Below are 24,270 nucleotides of genomic sequence, written 5' to 3' on the forward strand. Positions count from 1 at the left end.
TTTTTTTATTTTTACACATAAAGGTTTAAGGCAAAAGGTGTAGGGTACAAGGTTAAATCCCATCTCCATACTTAATACTCAATACCTGACCTGGCACTTACAATAAATGAATTACAGAGAAAACATCCGACTGGCATTAGAATCTATTAAAGCGAACCGCTTGCGTACCATGCTTACCGCCTTGATTATTGCCATTGGTTTAATGGCTTTGGTGGGGATTTTAACCACTCTTGATGCTGTAAAAAAAAGTATGACAGATGCTTTTAGTAGCATGGGAGCCAACTCATTTACCATCAGAAACCGGGGTACAGGAATTAGAATTGGAAACGGGAAAAGACCCAAACCTTTTAAAGCCATCCGTTACGAAGATGCCGTTAAGTTTAAAGATAGCCTGAATACCCCCGCTACCGTGGCAGTAAGTGTTTTTGCCAGTGGTGGTTCTACTATAAAATATGGTAGTTTAAAAACCAACCCAAATATTAACATTCAGGGAATTGATGAAAATGGTTTAGCCGCTCAGGGTTTAAACCTCTCACAGGGAAGAAATTTTAGCGTTTCTGAAATACAGTTGGGAAGTAATGTTTGTATAGTTGGTGGCGAAGTAGTTGAAAAACTCTTCAAAGATTCAGATCCCTTGGATAAGCTGATCAATGTAGGCAATAACCGATTTAAAATTGTTGGTATTTTGGAGAAAAAAGGATCGAGTATGGGCTTTAGTGGAGACAGGGCCGTTTATGTGCCGCTGTTGAAAGCAAAGCAGATTAATGCCAATGCCAATCCATCTTATACCATTACAGTAATGGTACCTAGTAATGACATGCAGGAAAACATTATTGGTGAATCTACTGCGCTATTCAGAAATATACGCAAAGTAAAGGTAAGCGAACCCAACAATTTCGAAATTACCAAAAGTGATGCCATTGCCCAAACCTTGTTCGAAAACCTGGCGTTTGTAGCCATCGGTGGTGTTGCAATCGGTATCATTACTTTAATTGGAGCCTCGATAGGTTTGATGAATATCATGCTGGTTTCTGTTACCGAACGTACGCGCGAAATTGGTATACGTAAAGCCATTGGGGCCAATCCAAAAGTAATCCGTCGCCAGTTTTTAATTGAAGCTGTAGTAATCTGCTTAATGGGTGGTGTATTCGGGATTTTTCTCGGCATTGTATTAGGAAACTTAATCTCCCTGGCCATGGGTGGTTCATTTTTAATCCCGTGGTTGTTTATCATTGGTGGTTTTGTATTATGTGTATTAGTTGGAATTTTATCTGGTTATTATCCCGCAAAAAAAGCTTCCAGACTAGATCCTGTAGAGGCGTTAAGGTATGAATAAACTGGTTCAGTAGTGCTGTAATCCGGGCCTAATGATAAGCTATAGCTTTAGACGATTTCTTTTGGTAAATTGCTGGCTTCTGCAGCACCAGCCAATTTAGAGGAGTAAATTTTATCAAGCAGCTGATTTAGGTTTTCCGCAAAGTCGAACTGCAGGTCTTCATGAAGTTTTTTGAATTTATTGATGGTTACCGCAACCGTTTTAATGTAATAAACACTAAAAAGCATCATAAAATCGCGGTAACCAAAAATTGACTTTTTATAGTCCAGAGGGATAGTATTTAGAATAAACAATTTTAGCTCAACCTCTCCAACAGGATCTTTTGTCACTTTGTAAAAATGATTTACAGCAGTGATCATCTTCCTTACTTTTACTAAGGCTTCTTTTGCATTCAGTTTTTTAAGCTCAGTAATCTGCTCCTCAACTTCAGCCTTAATCCTTTCTTTACGGTCTTCCAGATCCGTCTCATCCTCTAATAACTTATAATGAAGGTGTTCGGTAAGCACTTTATCTTTTGCTACCAGACGCAATAACAGCTTGTCTTTTTCTTTAACAGGCAATGCGGCAATAGCGGTTTTTAAATCTTTGTGCTCCGATAATTTCATTTAAAAAGGATTAGCCTTAATGTATTTTTCCCACTCCCAGGCAGAGCGCATCATTTCATTGATATCAAGGGCGGCCTTCCAGCCCAATTCGTTATTTGATTTCTCTACATCACCATAAATCTCCACAACATCTCCTGCCCTTCTTGGCCCGATTTTATAATCCAGTTTCTGTCCGTTTGCTTTTTCGAAAGCAGCAATAATCTCCAAAACTGAAAAACCTTTACCAGTACCGATATTGAACACATCGTAGTTACCGTTAGGATTCCCATCTTCTAATTTTTTTATAGCGGCAACATGTGCTTTTGCAAGATCAACCACATGGATATAATCGCGGATAGCGGAACCATCCGGCGTATCATAATCATTTCCGTGAACAGTAATCGGACCACGTTTTCCAATAGCTGATTGGGTAATAAAGGGAACAAGGTTTGCAGGCACACCATTTGGCAGCTCACCAATCAAAGCAGTTTCATGTGCACCAACCGGATTAAAATAACGCAAAGCGATTACACTTAGATCAGGCGTCACCGCAGCAGTTTCTGCCAGTATCTCTTCAGCAATCTGTTTGGTATTCCCATAAGGAGATTCTGCTTTTTTTACTGATGCCGCTTCGGTTACCGGCAAAGTATCTGGCTGACCATAAACTGTACATGATGAAGAAAACACAAAATTAATTTTCCTGTTAAATGAAGTAAGCAGGTTAATTAATCCGAAAAAGTTATTTTTATAATATTTTAAGGGTTGTTCTACCGATTCACCCACCGCCTTGTAAGCAGCAAAATGGATAATTCCATCTATATCAGCATGGTTTTCGGCAAATTCCCTTACTGCTTTTTCATCCTGTAAATCAATTTCATGAAAATCAAACCATTTACCGGTGATGGCATGCAGCTGGGTTAAAATCTTGATATTCGAATTAGAAAGGTTATCGATAATTACAACTTCGTATCCTGCGTTGTGTAATTCTACTACTGTGTGCGAACCGATATATCCTGTTCCGCCAGTAACTAATATTTTTGCCATTTTAACGGTTAAATGTGGTAAAATCTTTATGTTCTATTTTTTCCAAAGCCTCTGAAGACAAAGACTTAAAGTATTCGTATGTAATTTTTAATCCTTCTGCACGACCTATTTTTGGCTCCCAACCCAATAGCTCTTTCGCTTTTGAGATATCCGGCCTACGCTGTTTCGGATCATCCTGCGGAAGTTCCTTGTAAACAATTTTTTGTGTAGTACCTGTAAGCTTGATGATTTCCTCACAAAACTGTTTGATCGTGATTTCATCCGGATTACCAATGTTTACCGGCTGAGCATAGTCACTCATTAATAAACGGTATATACCCTCTATCAGATCATCAACATAACAAAAAGAGCGTGTCTGACTTCCATCACCAAAAACAGTTAAATCTTCCCCTCTTAAAGCCTGTCCGATAAAAGCAGGTAAAACACGTCCATCATTTAGTCGCATTCTTGGTCCGTAGGTATTAAAAATCCTAACAATTCTGGTTTCTACGCCATGGAAAGTATGGTAAGCCATAGTTATGGCTTCCTGAAAACGCTTGGCCTCATCGTAAACACCACGTGGCCCCACCGGATTTACATTTCCCCAATACTCTTCCGGTTGAGGATTTACATTCGGATCGCCATACACTTCTGAGGTTGATGCGATCAGCATCCTGGCGTTCTTATTACGCGCCAAACCCAAAAGATTATGTGTACCCAAAGAGCCTACCTTAAGGGTCTGGATTGGAATTTTAAGATAATCAATCGGACTTGCAGGTGAAGCAAAATGTAAAATATAATCTAGCTTACCTGGAATGTGAACAAATTTTGAAACGTCGTGGTTATAAAACTCAAAATTTTCCAGTTTAAACAGGTGTTCGATATTGGCTATATCTCCGGTAATCAGGTTATCCATCCCGATCACGTGATAATCCTCTTTTACAAAACGATCACAAAGGTGTGAGCCTAAAAATCCGGCTGCGCCTGTAATCAATATTCTCTTTCTACTCCCCAAACTTTCCGAAGGGAATTTTTCCTTTATTTCACTCATATTTTTTAATAATCTTATTCAATATATTTTTGATGTTATCCACAATAGTAAACAGGAGTTTATAGTCTTCTACCTTTGGCGTTATAATTATAGCCAAGATCGGTCATTTTTTTCAAATCGTATCAATTCCGCCCATCAAAAATGATTTTATTTTTCAGGCCGATTTCTCATTTTATTTTGATTAGCTAAAAGGCAGGCGGTGAAGTCTGTTTATCCATTAATATCAGTAAAACGCAAGGCTTTCATATATTTTAAGCTTTTTAAATATATTCCTTTTATCTTGGCACGAAGATATGAAATTACTTTACATCATCGGAATCTGGGGCTATACTTTACTCATCAGGATATTCTCATTATTTAATCCAAAGGCAAAATTGTTTATCAATGGCCGCAAAAATATCTTTACCTCGATTGCCCAGAAAGTTAATCCAGCAGAAAAACATGTATGGTTCCATTTTGCTTCTTTAGGCGAATTTGAACAAGGCCGGCCGGTTTTAGAAAAACTGAAAGCTCTTTACCCGACAAAGAAAATTGTAGTTACTTTTTTCTCACCTTCGGGATACGAGATTAGAAAAAATTATGCCTTGGCTGACGTATTTTATCTCCCGATTGATACTGCGGCTAATGCTAAACGTTTCATAGCAGCCATTAACCCTGAAATGGCGATTTTTACCAAATATGAATTTTGGCACTTCTATTTTAAGGAACTAAAAGCCAAGGGCATTCCTTTATATGTGATTTCCGGGATTTTCAGAGAAAGTCAGGTGTTTTTTAAATGGTATGGCAGTTTTTACCGGAACATATTAAAATCGGTCACCTACTTTTTCGTGCAAAATGAGGAAAGCGCAAACCTTTTAAAATCAATCGGATTAAATGATGTAACCATTAGTGGCGATACCCGTTTCGACAGGGTTTACGAAAATGCGCAATCACCAAAACAGCTCGATATTATTGAAAGCTTTATCGGTAGCGCCCCTACTTTAGTTTGCGGAAGTACCTGGCCCGAAGATGAAAAAATATTATCTGCATTACCTCGGCAATATCCGAATTGGAAATTTATCATTGCCCCACACGAGATCCACGAAAGCCATATAGAAAGTATTGAGAAACAGTTTTCAGTTGGCAGTGTACGGTTTTCAGTTTTCAGTTCCCAGTCAGAAGTCAGCAGTTCTCAACGCTCAAATCTAAAATCTCAAATCTTAATCATCGACAACATTGGTATGCTTTCGTCATTATATCAATATGGTAAGCTGGCCTATATCGGCGGCGGCTTCGGCATAGGTATCCACAACACTTTAGAAGCTGCGGCATTTGGGTTACCGGTAATTTTCGGACCTAAATACAATAAATTTCAGGAAGCAAAAGATCTTATTGCCATAGGTGCTGCGAGAAGCATAACATCAGCTGAAGAACTAATTGATGCCTTTAATGCTTTTGCAAGCGATCGACACGCAGCGAATGCGGCCAGCAAATATGTGGAGGATAAAAAAGGGGCAACAGGTCAGATTGTTTCTGTAATTACTAAACCAGATCAGCCTTAGCAATTTCTTCAACTATTTCGGATATACTTTGGTCAATAGAAACGGTAAATACATCCGGTTCATCTGCTTGTGGCTCTTCTAAGGTTTCAAACTGACTTTGTAATAAGCTGGAAGGCATGTATTGATGACTGCGTTTAACAATGCGATCGTGGATCAAATCGAAACTTCCTTTCAGATACACAAAATGTATGGATTTATTATCCGCTCTCAAGAGATCCCGGTAAGATTTTTTAAGTGCAGAACAAGCGATAATACAATTGCCTCCATTGTCAGCATGTTCACGGCCAACTTTAGCAATTAACTGTAGCCAATCTAAGCGATCAGCATCTGTCAATGCAATCCCAGCTGCCATTTTATCTACGTTCCGTTGCGAATGCAGGTTATCACCATCTATAAATTCTGCATTTATTTTTGGGGCCAGGGCTTTTCCGATTACTGTTTTACCACTTCCTGATACGCCCATTAAAATAATAAAACTTCCCATCGTTGATCTATTTTACCATTCCGGCCAAAGCCTCAATAAATACAGGACTATCGTTTAAACTTTCCACCAACTGAACATGTTCGCCACCCAACGCTTTAAATTCTTCGTGGTATTCTACCGTGATTTCGTAAAGCGTTTCCAAACAATCAGCCACAAAAGCCGGGCTAAAAACTAAAAGGCGTTTTTTGCCTTCGGCAGCCAGTTTCTTTAATACATCGGTAGTATAAGGCTGTACCCATGGTTCCTTACCTAAACGGGACTGAAAACAAACAGTATATTGATCTTTTGACAGGTTTAATTCCTGAGCGATTAACCTGGCGGTATCATGTCCCTGGGCAGAATAGCAGAATTTATTGGTATCATTTAATGTTTGGCAGCAATCGGCATTTTTTAAACAATAACTCCCGGTATGATCGCATTTTAAAAGCTGACGTTCTGGTAAGCCGTGGAAACTAAACAATACGTGGTCATAACTTTCTACGTTATGTTTCCTTGCATTTTCGGCAAAAACTTTTATCATTAATTCGTTATCGTGGAATGAATTAATGAAAGAAATGGGGGGAACTGTTGGCCATTTACTCACCAATTCCATCACCAGCTGCATTACCGAACCAGTACTGGCAGAAGCATATTGTGGAAACATGGGAATTACCTGTATACTTTCTACCAAACCTGCTTTTAAATTGGCCAGAGCAGAGGCAATAGATGGGTTTTGGTAACGCATAGCCAGTTCTACATGGTATTCATCACCTAATCTTTCCTGAAGCATTTTAGCCTGTATCCTGCTGTAAAACAGCAATGGTGAGCCATCTTCACTCCAGATTTCTTTATATAATTTTGCAGTTTTAGGACTACGGAAGGGAACAATAATACCTTTAACCAATAATGTCCTGTTCAGTTTGGGAATATCGATTACCCTTTCATCCATTAAAAATTGGTCTAAGTATCTTCTAACATCAGCTGTTGCCGGACTATCAGGTGTTCCTAAATTTACCAGTAAAATTCCCTTTTTGCTCATTTATACAAGAATATGTTTTGTGGCGCAAATATCGCCTTTTTATTGCTTTTTCCCTATGTAAAAATGTAATGGCCGCCATTTTTCGGTCAAAAAACTTGTATTGGCTACCTATTTATTAGAAAAGCGAAGATAGCACGTACATTTAAGTATTGCCCTACCTTCCCTACAATCTTTTTGTGGCAGGTAATGCTATTTAAACGTTCATACCTCAAAAAAGGATTTTCGTCCAGTCAGGTTTATGGACGCGGTTCTGTGCAAGTTTTTAACATTTTTAAACCTTATTAAAGGTGCTGTTTTTTAACGCTACTATCAATGTGCAGTCGGATTTTACCATCTGACAGTTGAATAAACAAGCAAAAGATTCTTTGGGAAATTAGAGGCTGTTTATTTGGTGTAAGATAATGGTGCTGTCAGATGTTTCCATCTGAAAGTTAAAATAAACAAAAGATCATTAGAAAAATCAAAAGATGGTTAATCTAGTGTCAGGCCGAAACATCTGACACTAAAACTAATTATATTACCTTTTCGTTTTATAAAGCTGCCACCATGGCATACCTGGCTTTTGATGGTGCTCAAAGTGATAACCAAAAAAGTAACAGGTTATAAAAGCTACAAAATGGTTTTTCTGTAACGTATTCGAATGGTATTCATTATCATGCTCTCCTTTATGAGGCAAATATGTTCCAAAATAAAAGAGTTGAAAAGTGCTTAACAAAGATGGCAGTACCCAAAATAGTAAGAGATTTTTTTCATTAATCCAGATTTTTAAAACATTAAAAGCTATGGCCATAATGGCCAATTGAATAATGGTAACATAATTTAACATAAAACGGAAATACCATTTCCAAAAGCCATGTGGCGCAAAATCCGGATCCTTTTCAGTATGTACATAACGGTGGTGTTGGTGATGTTTCGCGTACAAACGGTTATAAAAAAAACCGGCGTAGAGAAAAACAGATAGATAACCAATAAAATTATTTGCCTTTGTGTTCGGTGCTATTGTTCCATGCATGGCATCGTGGGCGGTTATAAACAAGCCGGTGTACAAGTGCATCTGAACAAAAACCATGAGATAAACCAAAGGATTGCTCCATTTAAAATCCCATATCAGCAAAAAATAAAGAGAAATAAACCAACAGGTAATTACGGTTAACGCAACCAATATTCCGGTATATGGATTTATCTTTTTCAATTTTTTATATCAAAATATGTGATCGTCATCTCGAGCGAAGTGCAACGAAGTCGAGAGATCTATCAAAGCAGATCTCTCCATTCCACTGCGTTACAGTAGAGATGACGATTCTACTATAGAATACTTATCAGATCTTCTTATAATCTAATACTGCTCCAAAGCGGCTTTAACATTCTCCATCAGCCACATTGGGGTAGAGGTAGCCCCGCAGATACCTACCTTATCGTTTTCAACAAACCACCCTTGCTCCAACTCTTCTACATTCGAAATGAAGTAAGAATTAGTATTATGTTTCTTACAAACATCATAAAGCACTTTTCCGTTTGAAGATTTCTTTCCCGAAACAAAAACGATCTTATCATAATGACTCACAAAATCTTCCAGTTCTTCATATCGGTTAGATACTTGTCTGCAAATGGTATCGTTGGCCTTAACTTCGTAACCACGACTCAATAATTCATCTTTAATGTGATAGAATTTATCGGTGCTTTTAGTAGTTTGGCTATATAAGGTAAATTTAGCCGGAAGCTCAACCTGATCTAATTCGGCCGAATCTTGAAAAACAATGGCTTTACCATCAGTTTGGCCTTGTAATCCGATCACTTCAGCATGGCCATGCTTACCAAAAATAAGAACCTGCTCATCATCATCATGCGAATTTTTAATCCTGTTCTGCAATTTAAGCACAACCGGGCACGAAGCATCTATTAATGTAAGGTTATTTTCTAAAGCCAGTTGATAGGTTGAAGGTGCCTCACCGTGTGCCCTGATCAAAACTTTTTCGTTCTTTAAGTTTTTTAGTACCTCATGATCGATGATTTTTAATCCGCGATTGGTTAAACGCGCTACTTCTTCATCATTATGCACAATATCGCCAAGGCAATATAAATAACCTTCGTTATCCAGAATGTCTTCTGCCATTTCTATAGCATATACTACGCCAAAGCAAAAGCCTGATGATTTATCGATGTTAACCTGTAAGTTTAGATTGCTCATTTTTTTCTAAGGATTAGTTATTTATCATGGTAGTGTCCCTTTGCAGAAATTACAAATACAGCAATAATCTCTTCATCAATTCTATAAACTAATCTATCTTTTTTATTTACTTGCCTTGACCAATAACCGGAAAATTCAAATTTTAACTGTTCAGGTGTACCTACGCCTGATTTTGGATGAATACTTAATTCTATAAAAATTCGCTGAAGTTTTTTAATGGAAGCTTTGTCTCCTGATTTAAAAATCTCAGCTAATTGCTTTTTAGCTTGATCTGTAATGTCTACAAAATACTTTCCCATATATTTTGAACATCCTTAACCCTTGTTAAACGTCCATGTTTTATATCTTCTTCTCCTTTGGCTATGTCATTTATGAATTCACGACTATAGCTCTTCTCTTTTTTAAAAGTTACATTTAATGCTTGTAAAACGGCCTCAACCGCCAAAAGCTGTTTTTTATTTTTAGGCTGTACGATTAGCGTTTCCATCATGCAAATTAATTAGAATTAACATACAAAATTAAGCAAAAATATTTGTTCCGGTTGTCATGTATAAGACAACAAAAAAGATTAGCTGTGAGGCAAACATAGTCACACCAATATATTTCTGCTGTTTCAAGCCTAAAGCATAATAAAACTTCAGCAAAATTACCGAAACAATAAACCAGGCCACATAATTCTGAACCGGAATTTCGTGCCAGTCCCAGTGCCAGTAATCGAACTTCATGGCCACCGGTTCTAAAAAGAAATCAAGCCCTACAAGTGCAAAGGCCCCTATAACCGATGCCAAAATACTATGCCTGATTTTTATACTTTTCATCATTTGTCCAATACTGAATATCAGGATCACCCAGTTTATACCCATTAGCAATGGAACTGCAGCAACTTTGTAACCCAGTGTATCGCCATAGTAGTAGCTGCCAAATATCTTTCCGGTATGTACGCCCAATACTTCGACTAAAAAGCCACAGAGAAATACTCCTGAAACGAACAATAATAATCTTTTTACATTGCCATTGTATGAAAAAACAATTATGGCAAACATCAGCAATAAATGAAAAGGGACTAGTTTTACAAAATAAGGCTGTGCAGCGGGGATTATGAAGCCAAACAAGCCAACTACATGAAAAACGACAATTATTGCAACTGCAATTCTTTTAACCTTTAAATCGTTTTGATCGTTCTGCCCTTCCATGTGCTCGTTTTAAAAATGTGTTTTTTTATAGAAATGAGTGAAATGATTAAGAAGAACAACATCTGTAACGGATGTAGAACCAGATTTATCAAAACACGCTGTCCGGATAAATAGGAAATCATCATTCTGCTTAATACTATTAAAGTTAATGGTAATACAAGTAAAGTAACATTAAAGTTTAAGATCAAAACCAATGGTCCTACCGTTACCAAAAGCTGGTAAAGTAATAATATTATGATGTTATTACCAAAACCTGCAAGTAAATTTTTACTAAAGCCATTTATGCTTTCGCTTAAATTCTTATACATCCTGCAATAAATCAATCCGTTGCCCAGAAGTGCTTCTGCATTAAATTTTTCCTGTTTTACCAGTTTCATAATTTCCACATCTTCCACAACATGATGTTTAACCCGCTCATGCCAACGGTTTTCTTTATAATTAAGGGCATTAAAAAACATACATTGCCCACTGGCTGCTGCAAAAGCCGGATTTTTAGAAAGCTTCACCAATCGCAAAGGCAATAAATTCAACAGGATAAAATGCATTAAAGGCACAGTTAACCACTCACCTATCGATTTCATTGTTTGGTTGGTAAAAACGCTGAGCAAGGTAAGGCTTCCAATTTCCATCCTGCTGATGAGGCTGTTGATCAATCCTCTTTTAATGGTTTCGTCAGCATCAATGAATAATAAGTATTTACCGGTGGCCAATTCGCTAAGCTGGTGACAGGCATAGTTTTTACCCAGCCAGTCCGGAGGTAACGCTCTACCACTTACCACCTTGAATTGCGGATTATCAAGGCAAAATTTTTCGACTACCCCGAAAGTATTATCGTTGCTGTTATCATCCAGAACAAAAACCTCATAATCGGTATAATCCTGATTTTTTATCGAAATAAGCAATTCTAAAATATTCTCCGCCTCATTTCTTGCAGGAATGAGAATTGAAACCAGGTCATGATGATGTTTAACAACCCTTGGCAACTTTGGGTTAGAAAGGAAATTGAAAACTGTAACCGAAACGCGGATGACCAGAAAAATTAAAACGGCGTAAATAAAAACTGTCATTCAATGAGTTGATTTTGTTTAACAACCGATTGATCGTAATGTTTATTATAGGCACTTTTTAGCAATTGCAAACTCACATACTCTTCAGTTTCCCAACGCTGTAAATAATTATAAACTGTAGGCTTTCTCCTGGCAAAATAATCGATAAAAGTAGCAGCAAAAATGATATTGATTTTTTTCTGGCTGGCATTAATGATCTGCATGACCCCTTTTTCAAAATTAATACCGTTTAAATGGTTAGAATACAATTTGCCTTGTGGAAATACCAGCACCAGGTTTGCAGGATTATCTAACAATTTGCCTGCATAGTTAAGCGTTTCCAGCACATCTTTACCTTTATTTTCGGCAGCAAAAGCACCTAAATACTTCAAAAAACCTATTTTAGTGTAGTTCTCGGCATTCACCAAAACATGAAACTGTTTTTTTAACACTTTTTTGTTGATGTAAAACAGAAAAAAACCATCCCACCAACTGAAATGATTGGCCAGGATCAAAATAGAAGAATCCGATTTTATTTCTACTGCATTATAATTGAATGCAGCAAAATCTTTTTTGATAATAAACTGAATATACCATGAGAAAAATTTGAAAATCAGATTATTTTTTCTGGGCTGATACATTTCGGAAAATTGCAAAAAATTGAGGTGAATTGCAAATGTGCGCTATATATAGATGATTAAAAAGATTGTTTTGATGAATTGATGGTCCTCCTTTTTAACAAGGATCAGCGAGATTCACATTTCTAATGCGATGAAAACTGTATAATAATTTCGCAATAAGCAATTTCACCACTTTTTTCATACATCCAAGTTCCAAACCAGGACTATAATCTTATTATACAAACGAATATTTGTTTATATTTACTGTAAATCTCCCAAATATTGCATTACCGATGGCATAATTTTATTGAAAGATTTAAATATCTGTTATTATGGGAGGAAGCAGATACATCATTACGGGTCAGCATCAAACTTATTTCATAACCTGCACAATAGTCGGTTGGATCGATTTATTTACGCGACCGGAATATAAAAACATAATTGTTGATTCGTTAAAGCACTGTATTGAGTGTAAAGGATTAATACTGAATGCTTGGGTTCTGATGACGAATCACATTCATTTTATTGGAAGATGTGAAGAGCCAAATAAAATGTCTGATTTTCTGAGAGACTTTAAAAAATTTACATCTAAAAAACTTGCAACAGCAATTAAGGAAATGCCTGAAAGCAGAAAAGATTGGCTTTTAGATAAGTTTAATTTTGAAGCTAGAAAAACCAATAGGGCCGAAAATTATAAAATCTGGCAAGATGACAATCATCCTATCGATTTGCAAGAAATAGATGCATATCAAAAACTACATTATATCCATGAGAACCCAGTTAAAGCTGGTATAGTTGAATCTCCTGAACAATATATTTACAGTAGCGCCAGGGATTATGTAGGAATTGAGGGTTTAATAAAAATTGAATTGATTTAAAGAGAGCGATAAAATCGCTCTTTTCACGCATCCTCGTTACAAACGAGGACGATATCGCAGTATAAAAAAACGCCAAAATTATGCTAAATCCAGGATAAAATTATGGTACTCGTTTGAAACGAGGATCAGAGAGATCCACATTTGTAATGTGGCGCAAGTACCTATAATATAAATAATTAAATAGGCGATAAAATCGCGTTTCTCATACATCCTCATTACAAATGAGGACGATATATCAATGTAAAGAAACGCCAAAATTATGCTAACTCCAGAATAAAATTATGGTCCTCGTTTGAAACGAGGATCAGCGAGATCCACATTTGTAATGTGGCGCAAATATCTAAAATATAAATAATTAAATAAGCGATAAAATCGCTCTTCTCATACATCCTCGTTATAAACGAGGACGATATTGAGTAGTTGTAGTACGCGTAACAATATCAGTTATATTATCCCATCGTCCATCCTACCTCTTCCATCTTACATCAATCCTAACTCAAATAAACCCGGTCTTCCTCACCTTCCACATCCATCACTACATCAACATGCTCTTTTAAAACGGTGGCAAGTTCAAGTCCAACAAAATCAGTAGCAATGGGAAAGATTTTATGGCTGCGGTCAACCAAAACCACCGTACGGATTTTTTTATGTGGCGTGTTTAAGAAAACACCTAAACCATAAGCAAGGGTTTTACCACTATTCAATACATCATCAACAATAATAATCACTTTGTTTTTCCAATGGCTTTCATCCAAATCTGTTGAAGCTACCAGTTTGCTGCTTTCCTTCTGCAGATCGATACGCAACAGGGTAAGTTTAAAGCCTGAAATCTTTTTAAGCACTTTCTCTAACCTTTGCGCTAATTTATAACCGCGGTCCCAAATACCGGCAAGTACCACTTCTTTTTCGTTCAGGTTATCTTCCAAAATCTGATAAGCGATACGATCTATTTTCTGCTGAATTTGTTTTTTGTTAAGAATAAGTAATTGCGATGCCATTGTATAATCGGATTGAATACAAAAAGAACGATTTTAAGGATGAAATTCAAACTATTTAAAAAATAATTTCGATCGTTTGCAACGTTTTCGCCAGAGATGCGTCTAATCTGTAACCAAAACGATAACCGAAGCTTGAGATGCAAATAATGCATTGCAACAGCTTCATAATCATTTAACGAAAAACAAATATGAAAATCCTTATCAAATCATCCGCCATCTTATTTATAGTGGCAGCTAGCTACATAGCTAAAGCACAGGAAACCAAAAGCTTCACAGTTAAAAACATCAACAGCATTGGGGTCAGTAGCGGAATTGATTTGTACTTAACCCAGGGTGGAAGCGAAAGTGTAAATGTAAAAGCTGATTCGGAAATATTAAAAGATATTGTTGTGGAGCAAAGTGGCAGCAATGTTACCATCAAATTTAAAGATGGTATCAACTGGGGAAGTATGTTTAAAAACCGTACCATTAAAGCTTACGTTAGTTTTAAAAGCTTAAATGCAATAGCAGCTTCGGGAGGTTCAGATGTTTTTACACAAAATCAGATCAAGACAGATAAACTTGCCATCCGGTCATCCGGTGGATCGGATCTGAAACTTAGTGTAGTTTGTAAAGATCTATCTATCCAATCAAGCGGAGGAAGCGACATTGATTTAAAAGGAAAAGCGGAAAATATGACCATTCAATCCAGTGGCGGTAGCGATATCGATGCTTATGAATTAATTGCAGATTATGCAAAGGTTCAGGCTTCTGGTGGTTCTGATGTAAATCTTTACGTAAATAAAGGCTTGGAAGCCAGTGCAAGTGGCGGTGGCGATGTAAGTTATAAGGGTAACGCGTCACTTAAAAAAACATCAAGCTCAAAAAGTGGGGATGTGCACCACGTAAATTAAAAGTTTAGTTTAGTTAATGATAGGCGCTGCTCTGTGGATGCAAGCAGCGTCTTCTTTATAAAAAATTCCCAGATACTCGAAGATTATACAGATTCTGGCTACTATTGCCATTGGCACATAAATCTTTACCCCTCCATCGTTCTACCCTCTACCTCTTTTATACGGATAATAAATAAAGTTAGCACCTTCAGGAACGATCACGAATACACACATAAAGTCTTCCGGTTTCTTATAAACTTTTAAGAATGGTTCTTTTTTCTCCTTGCTGATAATTCCTTTTTCTACAAATTCTTCTAAAGTAGAGGCTTGTATGGTCCAATTGGTATTGAGCTCTTCTTTATTTAAAATCACTTCACCAATATTTACCTCGTGCTGATGAGCAATGAAAATCGGATTCGCAGAAATCCCTTCAACCATAATCTCAATGGCTACTTCTTTGATCGCATCAGCATAAAACTCCAGGTCTTTTTCTAAACTTATCAGTGGACTTTCCTGTTTACGTTGTGGCGCCCCACTATCTTCTGGTGTTGCACTTAATAATTCTTCTCTATCCATTTCTTTGTTGTTGGAAGGTTTAAATGTTAGACCGTTTAAAGCCCATCAAACCTCTTCCATTTTACATTTTACGCCTTTAATCTCAAAAGTACCACATTCTCTACATGCTGCGTATGCGGAAACATATCTACCGGCTTAATGCGGGCTACATCATATTTTTCCTTTAACAGTTCGAGGTCTCTGGCCTGTGTTGCGGCATTACAGCTAACATAAACTATTTTTTCGGCTTCCATTTCTAATAATCTTTGCACCACATCTGCATGCATTCCCGCACGTGGCGGATCGGTGATTACTACATCAGGCTTACCATGGGCCAATATAAATTCGGAAGTAAGAATGTCTTTCATGTCACCGGCATAAAAGATCGTATTATCAATTCCGTTCAGTTCAGAATTGAACTTAGCATCTTCAATTGCGGTAGGTACATATTCTACGCCTACCACCTGTTTTACATTTCGGGCCACAAAGTTGGCAATTGTTCCTGCCCCGGTATACAAATCATAAACCAGTTCGTCGCCTTTAAATCCGGCAAATTCCCTGGTAATTTTATAGAGTTCGAAGGCTTGTTCAGAATTGGTCTGGTAAAAAGATTTTACCCCGATTTTAAAACGGATGCCATCCATCTCTTCGAAAATATGATCGCGACCAGAGAAAACCACGACATCCTGATCAAAAATAGTATCGTTTTTCTTTTGGTTAATAATATAAAGTAAAGAGGTAATTTGCGGGAATTCATTTTTTAGAAATCCCATTAAACCATCAACCTGTGTTTGTTCAGGATAAGCAAATACCACCGCCACCATTACTTCTCCCGTACTGGAAGTACGGATAATCAGGTTACGCAAAACGCCCTCATGGTTACGCAGATCGTAAAAAGACAAGTCATTTTCTAATGCATATTTACGGACAGCGTTTCTGATGGAATTGGAGGGTTCATCCTGTAAATAACAATGTTCGATATCTAAAATTTTATCGAAACGTAAGGGTACGTGAAAACCCAGTGCGTTCATATCAAAATCTTCATCGCGTTCTACATCAGTTTTCTCCAACCAACGTTTGTTCGAAAAAGTAAATTCTAATTTATTGCGGTAATATCTGTTTTTTGCAGAACCTAGAATCGGTTCTGTACCAGAGGTATCTATTTTGCCTAAACGTTGTAATGCCGCCTCAACATTTTTCTGCTTAAACTTTAATTGAGCATCGTAACCCATGTGCTGCCATTTACAACCACCACAGGTTCCGAAATGAGGACAAAAAGGATCAGTACGCAATGCTGATTTTTCATGCAACTGATCAATGATTGCTTCTGCAAAATTCTTTTTCTTTTTGGTCAACCGCACATCTACTACATCACCAGGAACAGCTTTATCCACAAAGATGACCAATTCATCAGCCTTACCAACACCTTTTCCTTCTTCAGCAATATCAATTATTTGTACGTTTGGAACAATAGTTACCGTACCAGGTTTTCTTCTACTCATTATTTTGCAAAGATAGGAAAAAAGAGGTTGAAGGTGTAGGATAGAAAGACAGAAGCTTAAAAACTGTCGGTCAAAAAGATTGAAACCAGCAATAAAGAGCGCGATAGACTGAAGAACCAGAAAAATCAAGCCATAACTTTCCACCAGGAAGCTGATGCTTCTTCAATAATTATGGCTTTAAAAAATTATTTTCCAAAAAATCTAAATGCTGCGTCCCAAAAGCCGCCCAACCAGTTAAATTTTAGGTCGAATTTTTCATCCACTTGTACAGAAAACTCTAGTATCTCCTTGCTCATGATAAAAAACGAATCTATTTAAGCAATAATACAAAATTCAGACCAAAAACCAAAACGGTATAGATTAATTTTCTGTTAATCTTTTATCAGAAAGATAAAGATTTTGCTTTCTTTCTTTTAATTTAAATATCCCACTGATTTCTAAATACTTATTTGATATTATAAACATAAATTCTTAACTTAATACATCATTTACATAAAAATGGAGGTTCAATATGAACGTTATCCGTAAAATTGAACATTGGGGAGATGTTCATCACGCAAAATGGCTGGATTATCTTCGGATTGTACTTGGCCTGATTATTTTTGGAAAAGGTGTTTCTTTTGTCAGCGACACTTCTGTGCTCCAGAACATGATTACACAAAACAACGTATTTGGTTTTTCAGGCATGTTGATCAGTGTTGCCATTCATGTTGTCGCATTTGCACATTTAGTCGGTGGTATTTTGATCACTTTAGGTTTAGTTACCCGCTTTGCAGTTGTTCTTCAGCTTCCAATTTTATTGTTTGCCGTATTTTTCGTTAACCTTACCCCAGGATTCTCACCCCTGAATTCAGAACTCTGGTTCTCCGTGTTAATTTTATTTCTTCTTATCATTTTTTGGGTAGTTGGCTCTGGACCACTATCGGTTGATGAAGGATTAAAACGTAAAATGGGAAAGCGTTACGACTAAACAACATTAAATTCTTAGTATCTTTCGTTTTTACTAATGATCATGAAAACTAAGATACTTTTTCTACTGCTTTTGGCGGGCGTTACCTGTTATGCGCAAAACACGACAGATGGATTTTTCAAAATGACTAGAGCAGGGTTTCAGGAAAAAAATGCCTACGAAACAACGGCCTTTGTAGAAAAATACTTTCGTGTACCTGGCAATACTGGCTTTAACGCCAGTATTCATTACGTCGAAAATATCCTTAAAAAGGCTGGTTTTGTAGAACAGAAAAAAAATGAGTTTGAAGCGCCCTTAACTTATCGGATTGAAAAAAGAGCGATGAAAAATAACACCTGGGAGCCTATTGATGCCAATATCGATATTATAGGTGAGACACAACCGCTTATTTCTTATAAAACTAACCGGAATATGATTCCCATCAACTGTGGCTCAACTGCTGCTGATGGTGTAACGGCTAACGTGGTTTACATCGAAAAAATAGTTTCAGCAGAAATAGAAAAGATGGATTTGAAAGGAAAAATTCTGTTTTCTGAAAATAATCCATCGCGTTTACTACAAATCGCAACTAAAGCAGGGGCCATTGGGGTTTTAGGCTATTCAATGCCAAAATATACCCAACCGGAAATTCATCAAACTTCCATTCAGTTTGGCAGTATGAAAGCCAATAGCGAAGTGTGGACATTGCTCCTTTCCTATGCAGCAAAAGAAAAGTTAAAAGCCGCTTGCCTAAAAGGTGATACTAAATTAAAGGTCAATATTCAGACTAAAATATATCCTTCCGAAGAATTAACCATTGTGGCAAATGTTAAAGGCAGTATAAATCCTAATGAACGTTTTGTTTTCAGTGCACATGTTCAGGAGCCTGGTGCAAACGATAATGCTAGTGGTGTCGGCACATTAGCAGAAATGGCAAGATTAACGGCAGAACTGTATCAGGCAAAAAAGATAAAACCTGAACGCAGCTTGACCTTTTTATGGGGCGATGAAATCGTATCAACAAGAAGATATATTACTGAAGATACCACGAGGGCGAGGGGCATTATGTGGGGAATGAGTTTGGATATGGTTGGCGAAAACACTAAAAAAACCGGTGGCTCTTTCTTAATCGAAAAAATGCCCGATCCATCAGCCATTTGGACAAGAGGCGCAGATAAACATACTGAATGGGGCGCTGGTGATGTGAGTGAGAAAGATCTTTTTCCGCATTATTTCAACGATTTTATTTTCGATATCTGTAAAGCACAGGGTAAATTTGCCAATTGGACGGTTAACTATAACCCTTTTGAAGGGGGAAGCGATCACACTCCGTTTTTACAAAATAAAATCCCGGGTTTGCTGATGTGGCACTTCACCGATGTTTTTTATCACACCGACAACGACAGAATCGATAAAGTTTCGGCAACGGAAATGAAAAACGTTGGTATAAGTGGTTTAACTGCAGCCTATACTTTAATTTCTGCAGATGAAAACACAGCTATTGCCACCGTTTCTCAAGTTAAAGGAGATGCGCTGATCCGCTTAAAAACAGAATTTGAGCTTAGCAAAAAAGCAATTGCGAATGGAAAATCGGCAGATGATGAGAAACATATTATTGAGGTTTGGGGCAAATGGTACGTTGATGCACTGGCAACAATCAACAAAATGGCAGTTAAAACAGAAACTACGAGAGTAGGTTCGTCCATTAAATTTGCCACTAATGAGATCGAAAAACAGACAAAAGCGTATCTGGAGGAATTGAGATAGGTTAATTTTTATAGTTGATTAAATTAATAATTACTTTAACCATCATTTCCTTTTCTTTAGGATCACTTTCTGCTATGAGTAAGGTGAGTGCAACCAACGCGTTATCGGCAATTCTTTTTGTGCCATCTTCTCGATAGAGCATTTTATTTTTATCTAGAAACCAAACAAATAAAAAGGCAGCAATCCGTTTATTGCCATCAGAAAATGAATGGTTTTTTACTACAAAATATAATAGATTTGCCGCCTTTTCTTCCATACTCGGATAAAGTTCTTCCCCATCAAATGTTTGATAAATGGTGTACAATGAACTTTTAAATGACTGATCTTTTTCATTTCCAAAAAGTTTGCTTCCACCAAATTTCACTCTCAAATCTTCTATTGCTTCAAGTGCAGAATTGTAATCTATTCTAAAATCACCCTTATGGCCAGAAACTTCATTTTCTAACTGCTGATGGTCGTAACGGTCAAGAACATCTAAAGCATAAACATAATCTGTAAGAATTTTAAAAGTATCTTTTAATTCTTCATTATTAAGCATGTGACTATTTTGAACAGCATTAACCAACTTAATGGCTTGCTTTAATTCAATGAGTTGCTGGCTTTGTTCTTGTAATCTTTTGTAATTTAAGGCATATCCATTTAGTAGATAATCTTTTAAAATCTGGTTAGCCCATATACGAAATTTTGTTCCCTCAACCGATTTTACCCGATAGCCAACTGATATAACCACATCTAAAGAATAAAATTCGATTTCTCTGCTAACTGACCTATTACCTTCTTTTTGAACTGTCAAGGATTTCTTGACAGTTGAACTTTTATCCAGTTCATTTTCAGTAAATATATTCTTAATGTGGAGACTAATATTTTGTTTAGTTTTGTTAAAAAGCAGTTGCATCTGCTGTTGAGTAAGCCAAACAGTATCATTACCGAAAACCACTTCTATTGCTGGCAGTCCTGCTTCATTTTTATAAATAATAATTTCATCCTTAGTCATTGCATCAAGTTAGTAAAATATTTATGCTATTTTCGTATTATGCCTAAACCAAAAGCCATAATTATCGGAGCCGGAATCGCGGGAATTGCTTCTGCCATTCGCCTCGCTATTAAAGGTTATCAAGTTGATGTTTTTGAAGCCAATTCAAAAGCCGGAGGTAAGCTAGGTGAAATAAAAATGAATGGTTTCAGGTTCGATGCTGGCCCAAGTCTTTTTACCATGCCACAATATGTGGATAAACTCTTTAAACTGGCCGGGAAAAATCCTGAAGATTATTTTAAATACACTAAATTAAACGAAATTTGCCGTTACTTTTATGAAGATGGTTTAAGGCTAAATGCTACCGCTGATATTGACAAATTTGCCCGGGATATTGAAGAAAAAACCCATTCAACCGCAGCAGAAGTAAAGCGTTATCTAAAAAAAAGCGAGACAATATACGAGGTTACACATCGCGTTTTTTTAGAAAGGAGTTTACATAAACTTAAAAGTTACCTGCATTGGGATACTTTAAAATCGATATTCCGTTTTGGTCAGATTGATGCTTTCAGAACACAGGCTAAGGCAAACGAATCATTTTTTAAAGACGGGCGTATTGCCCAGCTTTTTAACCGGTACGCTACATATAATGGTTCAGACCCCTATCAGGCACCAGCTACGTTGAATGTAATTCCGCATTTTGAATATTATTTTGGTGCTTTTATCCCAAAAGATGGAATGTATGGTATTGTAAGCGCTTTAGTAAAACTGGCCGAAGAACTGGGCATTAGGTTTCATTACAGCAAGAAAGTTGAAGAAATTCTATACACCGATGCAGGCAAACCTAAAATAAAGGGTGTTAAAGTTAACGATAAAACCTACAACGCAGACATCGTGATCTCTAACCTCGATATCTGGTTTACTTATAAAAATTTATTGAAAGGCATAGCAGAGCCGAAAAAACTATTAACGCAGGAACGAAGTAGTTCAGCACTAATTTTCTACTGGGGCATGGACAGCAATTATAGTGAGCTAGGCCTGCACAACATTTTCTTTACCGAAGATTATCAAAAGGAATTTAATGCCATCTGGAAAGATAAAACCGTGAGCAGCGACCCTACCGTTTACATTAACATCAGTTCTAAACACATCAGAACGGATGCACCAGCCCATGCTGAGAATTGGTTTGTGATGATTAATGTACCTGCCAATACCGGACAAAACTGGGATCAGTTGATCAAGGAAGCGAAGGTAAATATCATCAAAAAAATCAGCCGGATTTTAAACCGGAACATTGAAAAAGATATCCTTTGCGAACAGATTCTTGATCCTAGATCGATAGAAAGCAAAACAGGATCGTATCAGGGCGCTTTATATGGCAATAGCTCCAACAATCAGTTTTCCGCATTTTTAAGACACTCCAACTTCAGTTCTAAAGTGAAGAATCTTTACTTCTGCGGTGGTAGCGTACATCCAGGTGGCGGAATCCCATTGGCTCTATTATCTGCCAAGATTATTGATGATGATATTCGTTCAGTGGTTCAATAGTTCATTAGCCATTGGGTCAATGGTTTGATGGTCCATAGTTGATCGCTTACGACCTATCGCAGTATTGCTAAAAGCGATAAATCAACTGAAGACTAAAGACTATAGACTGCAGACTAACAACCTCTCTTAACGGCTTCCTCCAACTGCTCTCCATCAAGATCAAAAGCATCTACAATTATTTTCGCCCCGGTATAAAAAGGTTCACGTTCATGGAGTTTTTCTTTTATAAAGACCAGGAGTTGCTCATCATCCAAATCTTTAATCAACGGACGCTTTTGGCGGTTATGTAAGCGTGAAACCAAAGCAGCAGGTTCCATTTGCAGATAAACCGTAGTGCCATGTGCATTCATCCATTCCATATTATCGAAGAAACAAGGTAATCCACCTCCGGTAGCCACCACACAGCTTTCCGGATAGTTGAAGGTTTTAAGCATTTCACTTTCATAATCCCTGAAACCACTTTCCCCAAATTCTGCAAAATATTCTGCAATGCTTTTGCCTGTTTTCGTAACGATTTCGGCATCCAGATCAATCACCGGACATGCTAGACGGTGTGCCAGTTGTTTTGCTTTGGTACTTTTGCCGCAGCCCATATAGCCGATAAGGAAAATTTTCATGTGATTTCTGATTGCCGACCTAAAATAAATGGTCGCGTTTTAACATAATATAGTCGGTTACAGGTGGCGTAAACCCAGCCTTCTTTAATAAGGTTACCACCTGTCCGCGATGATAAGTAGTATGATTAAACAAATGAAATAAAATTTCATCTACACGGTTTTCATATTGATCCCCTCTGGAGTTCGAATATAAAACCCTTTGATCTAAAGTGTAATTATTCAATGCCTCTTTAATCAGTCTGAAATTTTCTAAAGAGATACTTTCAAAATTTTCTCTTGGATGAATATCCCAAACACCGTAAACCGCTTTTTTGCCAAAAATACGTTGCACCCAAATATGCTGTGCATTGAGCACATGGCTGAACAACCGTTCTGCATCAGGCAGTTCAATAGTTGCCTGCTTAAATATTTCGATAATCCGCCTATCGGCAAGTTCTGTATACTTAATGATTTCGTCTTCACTCATCGTACTTAGCTTAACTTAACCCTGGGATCAACATAAGCATATAAAATGTCGACCAGAATATTAATGACTACAAAAACAAAGGCAATAAAAAGAATTGATCCCATGACTACCGGAAAATCAGACATTTCTAGGGCGGTTACTGTTGTCCTCCCTAAACCGTTATAGCCGAAAATGTATTCTACAAAGAAAGAGCCTGCCAATAAAGATGCAAACCATCCTGAAATAGCTGTAATAACAGGATTCATGGCATTTCTTAAGGCATGCTTATAAATAATCGCATTTTTGCTTAAACCTTTCGCCTTTGCGGTTCTGATGTAGTCCTGCGCCAAGACATCCAGCATGGCGCTACGGGTTAACTGCACAATAATGGCCAATGGCCTTAACCCCAGTGTAATCATTGGTAACCACAAGTTCCTTAACGTTAGCACCTCTCCATTAAATGGATCGTAGGAATAAAGACTCCCATTCATTTTTAAGCCTGTAAAATCGCTCAGCACAAAGCCAAATAGCCAGGCAATAATAATTCCCGCGAAAAATGAAGGGGCGGATATTCCTAAAATAGCAAAGGCATTAGCTGTTTTATCAATCCACGAATCTCTATATACTGCAGACAGCACTCCCAGCAACACGCCTATTATGGTAGCAAAAATCATTGCTGTTAATGCCAGGATAAAAGTATTAGGCACCGTTTCGGAAAGAATCGCAGTAACATCTCGCTTAGTTTGGTAAGAACTACGCAGATAGGGCCATTTTAATGCCAGTACTTTTTGATCAAAAGTTATGAGTTTGGCGTAATGGTATTTCTGTTGACTGGCACTGTTATTATCCAAAATACTGACAGGCGATAAGTCGTTCAGATATAAAATAAACTGAACCGGCTTCGATCGATCTAAACCAAATTCTTTACGAACAGCCTCAAGTGACTGTACATCGGCCCGCTGACCCATTGTCATCCTTGCAGGGTCGCCGGGTAAAATGTTAAACAGCACAAAAACAACCAATATTACACCACCCATCACCAGCAGTCCATACATGAGTTTTTTTAGTGCATATCCGATCAT

Annotated in this window: 26 protein-coding genes; 7 read left to right on the top strand and 19 right to left on the bottom strand. The window is 37.3% G+C overall.

The window, feature by feature from the left end:
* Positions 1-106: 106 nt before the first annotated feature.
* Positions 107-1,336 carry an ABC transporter permease gene (locus tag ACFE6N_RS06840; RefSeq protein WP_378935049.1) on the top strand — a complete coding sequence of 410 codons (1,230 nt, stop codon included), beginning with the start codon at positions 107-109 and terminating at the stop codon, positions 1,334-1,336.
* Positions 1,337-1,383: 47 nt separating this feature from the next.
* On the opposite strand, the gene ACFE6N_RS06845 is transcribed toward ACFE6N_RS06840, so the two are convergent.
* From ACFE6N_RS06845 to ACFE6N_RS06855, 3 genes are read right to left on the bottom strand one after another with little or no spacing between them, the layout of a single operon-like run.
* Entirely contained in the window at positions 1,384-1,941 is a 558-nt protein-coding gene (locus ACFE6N_RS06845; RefSeq protein WP_145859577.1) for a hypothetical protein, read from the bottom strand.
* Positions 1,942-2,964 (bottom strand): UDP-glucose 4-epimerase GalE, encoded by a 1,023-nt coding sequence (galE, locus tag ACFE6N_RS06850; RefSeq protein ID WP_378935051.1) that lies wholly within the window; start codon positions 2,962-2,964, stop codon positions 1,942-1,944.
* Position 2,965: 1 nt separating this feature from the next.
* Complete coding sequence (locus tag ACFE6N_RS06855) at positions 2,966-3,994, bottom strand: UDP-glucuronic acid decarboxylase family protein (RefSeq protein ID WP_090986558.1); 1,029 nt, start codon at positions 3,992-3,994, stop codon at positions 2,966-2,968.
* Positions 3,995-4,287: 293 nt separating this feature from the next.
* Between ACFE6N_RS06855 and ACFE6N_RS06860 the strand changes: the two genes are divergently transcribed.
* A complete protein-coding gene (locus ACFE6N_RS06860; protein ID WP_378935053.1) occupies positions 4,288-5,535 on the top strand; it encodes a 3-deoxy-D-manno-octulosonic acid transferase in 1,248 nt (415 codons plus the stop codon).
* Here the strand turns inward: ACFE6N_RS06860 and ACFE6N_RS06865 are convergent.
* From ACFE6N_RS06865 to ACFE6N_RS06905, 9 genes are all read right to left on the bottom strand, one after another.
* Entirely contained in the window at positions 5,516-6,019 is a 504-nt protein-coding gene (locus tag ACFE6N_RS06865; RefSeq protein WP_145859569.1) for a gluconokinase, read from the bottom strand. The two genes, ACFE6N_RS06860 and ACFE6N_RS06865, sit on opposite strands and share 20 nt — an antisense overlap.
* Positions 6,020-6,026: 7 nt before the next feature.
* Positions 6,027-7,037 carry a ferrochelatase gene (gene hemH / locus ACFE6N_RS06870; protein WP_378935055.1) on the bottom strand — a complete coding sequence of 337 codons (1,011 nt, stop codon included), beginning with the start codon at positions 7,035-7,037 and terminating at the stop codon, positions 6,027-6,029.
* Between the two features lie 517 nt (positions 7,038-7,554).
* Positions 7,555-8,229: a fatty acid desaturase gene (locus tag ACFE6N_RS06875; protein ID WP_378935057.1), complete on the bottom strand. Its 675-nt coding sequence runs from the start codon at positions 8,227-8,229 to the stop codon at positions 7,555-7,557.
* Between the two features lie 144 nt (positions 8,230-8,373).
* On the bottom strand, positions 8,374-9,225 hold the full coding sequence (locus ACFE6N_RS06880) for a 4-hydroxy-3-methylbut-2-enyl diphosphate reductase (protein WP_378935059.1): 852 nt from the start codon (positions 9,223-9,225) through the stop codon (positions 8,374-8,376).
* Positions 9,226-9,242: 17 nt separating this feature from the next.
* Complete coding sequence (locus ACFE6N_RS06885; RefSeq protein ID WP_378935061.1) at positions 9,243-9,524, bottom strand: Txe/YoeB family addiction module toxin; 282 nt, start codon at positions 9,522-9,524, stop codon at positions 9,243-9,245.
* Positions 9,506-9,715: a DUF2683 family protein gene (locus ACFE6N_RS06890; RefSeq protein ID WP_378935063.1), complete on the bottom strand. Its 210-nt coding sequence runs from the start codon at positions 9,713-9,715 to the stop codon at positions 9,506-9,508. Before ACFE6N_RS06890 ends, ACFE6N_RS06885 begins: the two co-directional genes overlap by 19 nt.
* Before the next feature lie 28 nt (positions 9,716-9,743).
* On the bottom strand, positions 9,744-10,418 hold the full coding sequence (locus ACFE6N_RS06895) for a carotenoid biosynthesis protein (RefSeq protein WP_378935065.1): 675 nt from the start codon (positions 10,416-10,418) through the stop codon (positions 9,744-9,746).
* Positions 10,388-11,485, bottom strand: coding sequence for a glycosyltransferase family 2 protein (locus tag ACFE6N_RS06900; protein ID WP_378935067.1), 1,098 nt, complete (start codon positions 11,483-11,485; stop codon positions 10,388-10,390). The genes ACFE6N_RS06895 and ACFE6N_RS06900 overlap by 31 nt, the downstream gene beginning before the upstream one ends.
* Entirely contained in the window at positions 11,482-12,105 is a 624-nt protein-coding gene (locus ACFE6N_RS06905) for a 1-acyl-sn-glycerol-3-phosphate acyltransferase (RefSeq protein ID WP_378935069.1), read from the bottom strand. Before ACFE6N_RS06905 ends, ACFE6N_RS06900 begins: the two co-directional genes overlap by 4 nt.
* 311 nt (positions 12,106-12,416) lie before the next feature.
* On the opposite strand from ACFE6N_RS06905, the gene ACFE6N_RS06910 reads away from it, so the two are divergent.
* On the top strand, positions 12,417-12,962 hold the full coding sequence (locus ACFE6N_RS06910) for an REP-associated tyrosine transposase (protein ID WP_378935071.1): 546 nt from the start codon (positions 12,417-12,419) through the stop codon (positions 12,960-12,962).
* A gap of 491 nt (positions 12,963-13,453) precedes the next feature.
* Here the strand turns inward: ACFE6N_RS06910 and ACFE6N_RS06915 are convergent, their stop codons facing one another.
* Positions 13,454-13,960: a phosphoribosyltransferase family protein gene (locus tag ACFE6N_RS06915; RefSeq protein WP_090986580.1), complete on the bottom strand. Its 507-nt coding sequence runs from the start codon at positions 13,958-13,960 to the stop codon at positions 13,454-13,456.
* Positions 13,961-14,148: 188 nt separating this feature from the next.
* Here ACFE6N_RS06915 and ACFE6N_RS06920 point away from each other — a divergent pair, with 188 nt between their 5' ends.
* A complete protein-coding gene (locus ACFE6N_RS06920; protein ID WP_378935073.1) occupies positions 14,149-14,853 on the top strand; it encodes a head GIN domain-containing protein in 705 nt (234 codons plus the stop codon).
* Positions 14,854-14,994: 141 nt separating this feature from the next.
* Here ACFE6N_RS06920 and ACFE6N_RS06925 read toward each other — a convergent pair whose 3' ends face one another.
* Positions 14,995-15,408, bottom strand: coding sequence for a hypothetical protein (locus tag ACFE6N_RS06925; protein WP_378935075.1), 414 nt, complete (start codon positions 15,406-15,408; stop codon positions 14,995-14,997).
* A gap of 68 nt (positions 15,409-15,476) precedes the next feature.
* Entirely contained in the window at positions 15,477-16,889 is a 1,413-nt protein-coding gene (gene rlmD, locus ACFE6N_RS06930; RefSeq protein ID WP_378935077.1) for a 23S rRNA (uracil(1939)-C(5))-methyltransferase RlmD, read from the bottom strand.
* 511 nt (positions 16,890-17,400) lie between these two features.
* Between rlmD and ACFE6N_RS06935 the strand changes: the two genes are divergently transcribed.
* Together ACFE6N_RS06935 and ACFE6N_RS06940 are read left to right on the top strand one after the other, a co-directional pair.
* On the top strand, positions 17,401-17,859 hold the full coding sequence (locus ACFE6N_RS06935; RefSeq protein WP_378935079.1) for a DoxX family protein: 459 nt from the start codon (positions 17,401-17,403) through the stop codon (positions 17,857-17,859).
* Between the two features lie 42 nt (positions 17,860-17,901).
* A complete protein-coding gene (locus tag ACFE6N_RS06940; protein WP_378935081.1) occupies positions 17,902-19,605 on the top strand; it encodes a M28 family peptidase in 1,704 nt (567 codons plus the stop codon).
* Position 19,606: 1 nt separating this feature from the next.
* On the opposite strand, the gene rhuM is transcribed toward ACFE6N_RS06940, so the two are convergent.
* A complete protein-coding gene (gene rhuM / locus ACFE6N_RS06945) occupies positions 19,607-20,599 on the bottom strand; it encodes a virulence protein RhuM/Fic/DOC family protein (RefSeq protein WP_090986593.1) in 993 nt (330 codons plus the stop codon).
* A 39-nt stretch (positions 20,600-20,638) separates the two neighbouring features.
* On the opposite strand from rhuM, the gene crtD reads away from it, so the two are divergent.
* Entirely contained in the window at positions 20,639-22,126 is a 1,488-nt protein-coding gene (crtD, locus tag ACFE6N_RS06950; protein ID WP_378935083.1) for a 1-hydroxycarotenoid 3,4-desaturase CrtD, read from the top strand.
* Positions 22,127-22,239: 113 nt separating this feature from the next.
* Here crtD and ACFE6N_RS06955 read toward each other — a convergent pair whose 3' ends face one another.
* Genes ACFE6N_RS06955 through ACFE6N_RS06965 form a run of 3 tightly spaced genes read right to left on the bottom strand, consistent with a single transcriptional unit; the run spans position 22,240 to position 24,270 of the window.
* A complete protein-coding gene (locus tag ACFE6N_RS06955) occupies positions 22,240-22,743 on the bottom strand; it encodes a shikimate kinase (RefSeq protein WP_378935085.1) in 504 nt (167 codons plus the stop codon).
* A gap of 19 nt (positions 22,744-22,762) precedes the next feature.
* On the bottom strand, positions 22,763-23,209 hold the full coding sequence (locus ACFE6N_RS06960; RefSeq protein WP_378935087.1) for a DinB family protein: 447 nt from the start codon (positions 23,207-23,209) through the stop codon (positions 22,763-22,765).
* 5 nt (positions 23,210-23,214) lie between these two features.
* Positions 23,215-24,270 (bottom strand): ABC transporter permease, encoded by a 1,056-nt coding sequence (locus ACFE6N_RS06965; protein ID WP_378935089.1) that lies wholly within the window; start codon positions 24,268-24,270, stop codon positions 23,215-23,217.

This window comes from Pedobacter sp. BG31 (genome assembly GCF_042464845.1).
Lineage (GTDB): Bacteria > Bacteroidota > Bacteroidia > Sphingobacteriales > Sphingobacteriaceae > Pedobacter > Pedobacter suwonensis.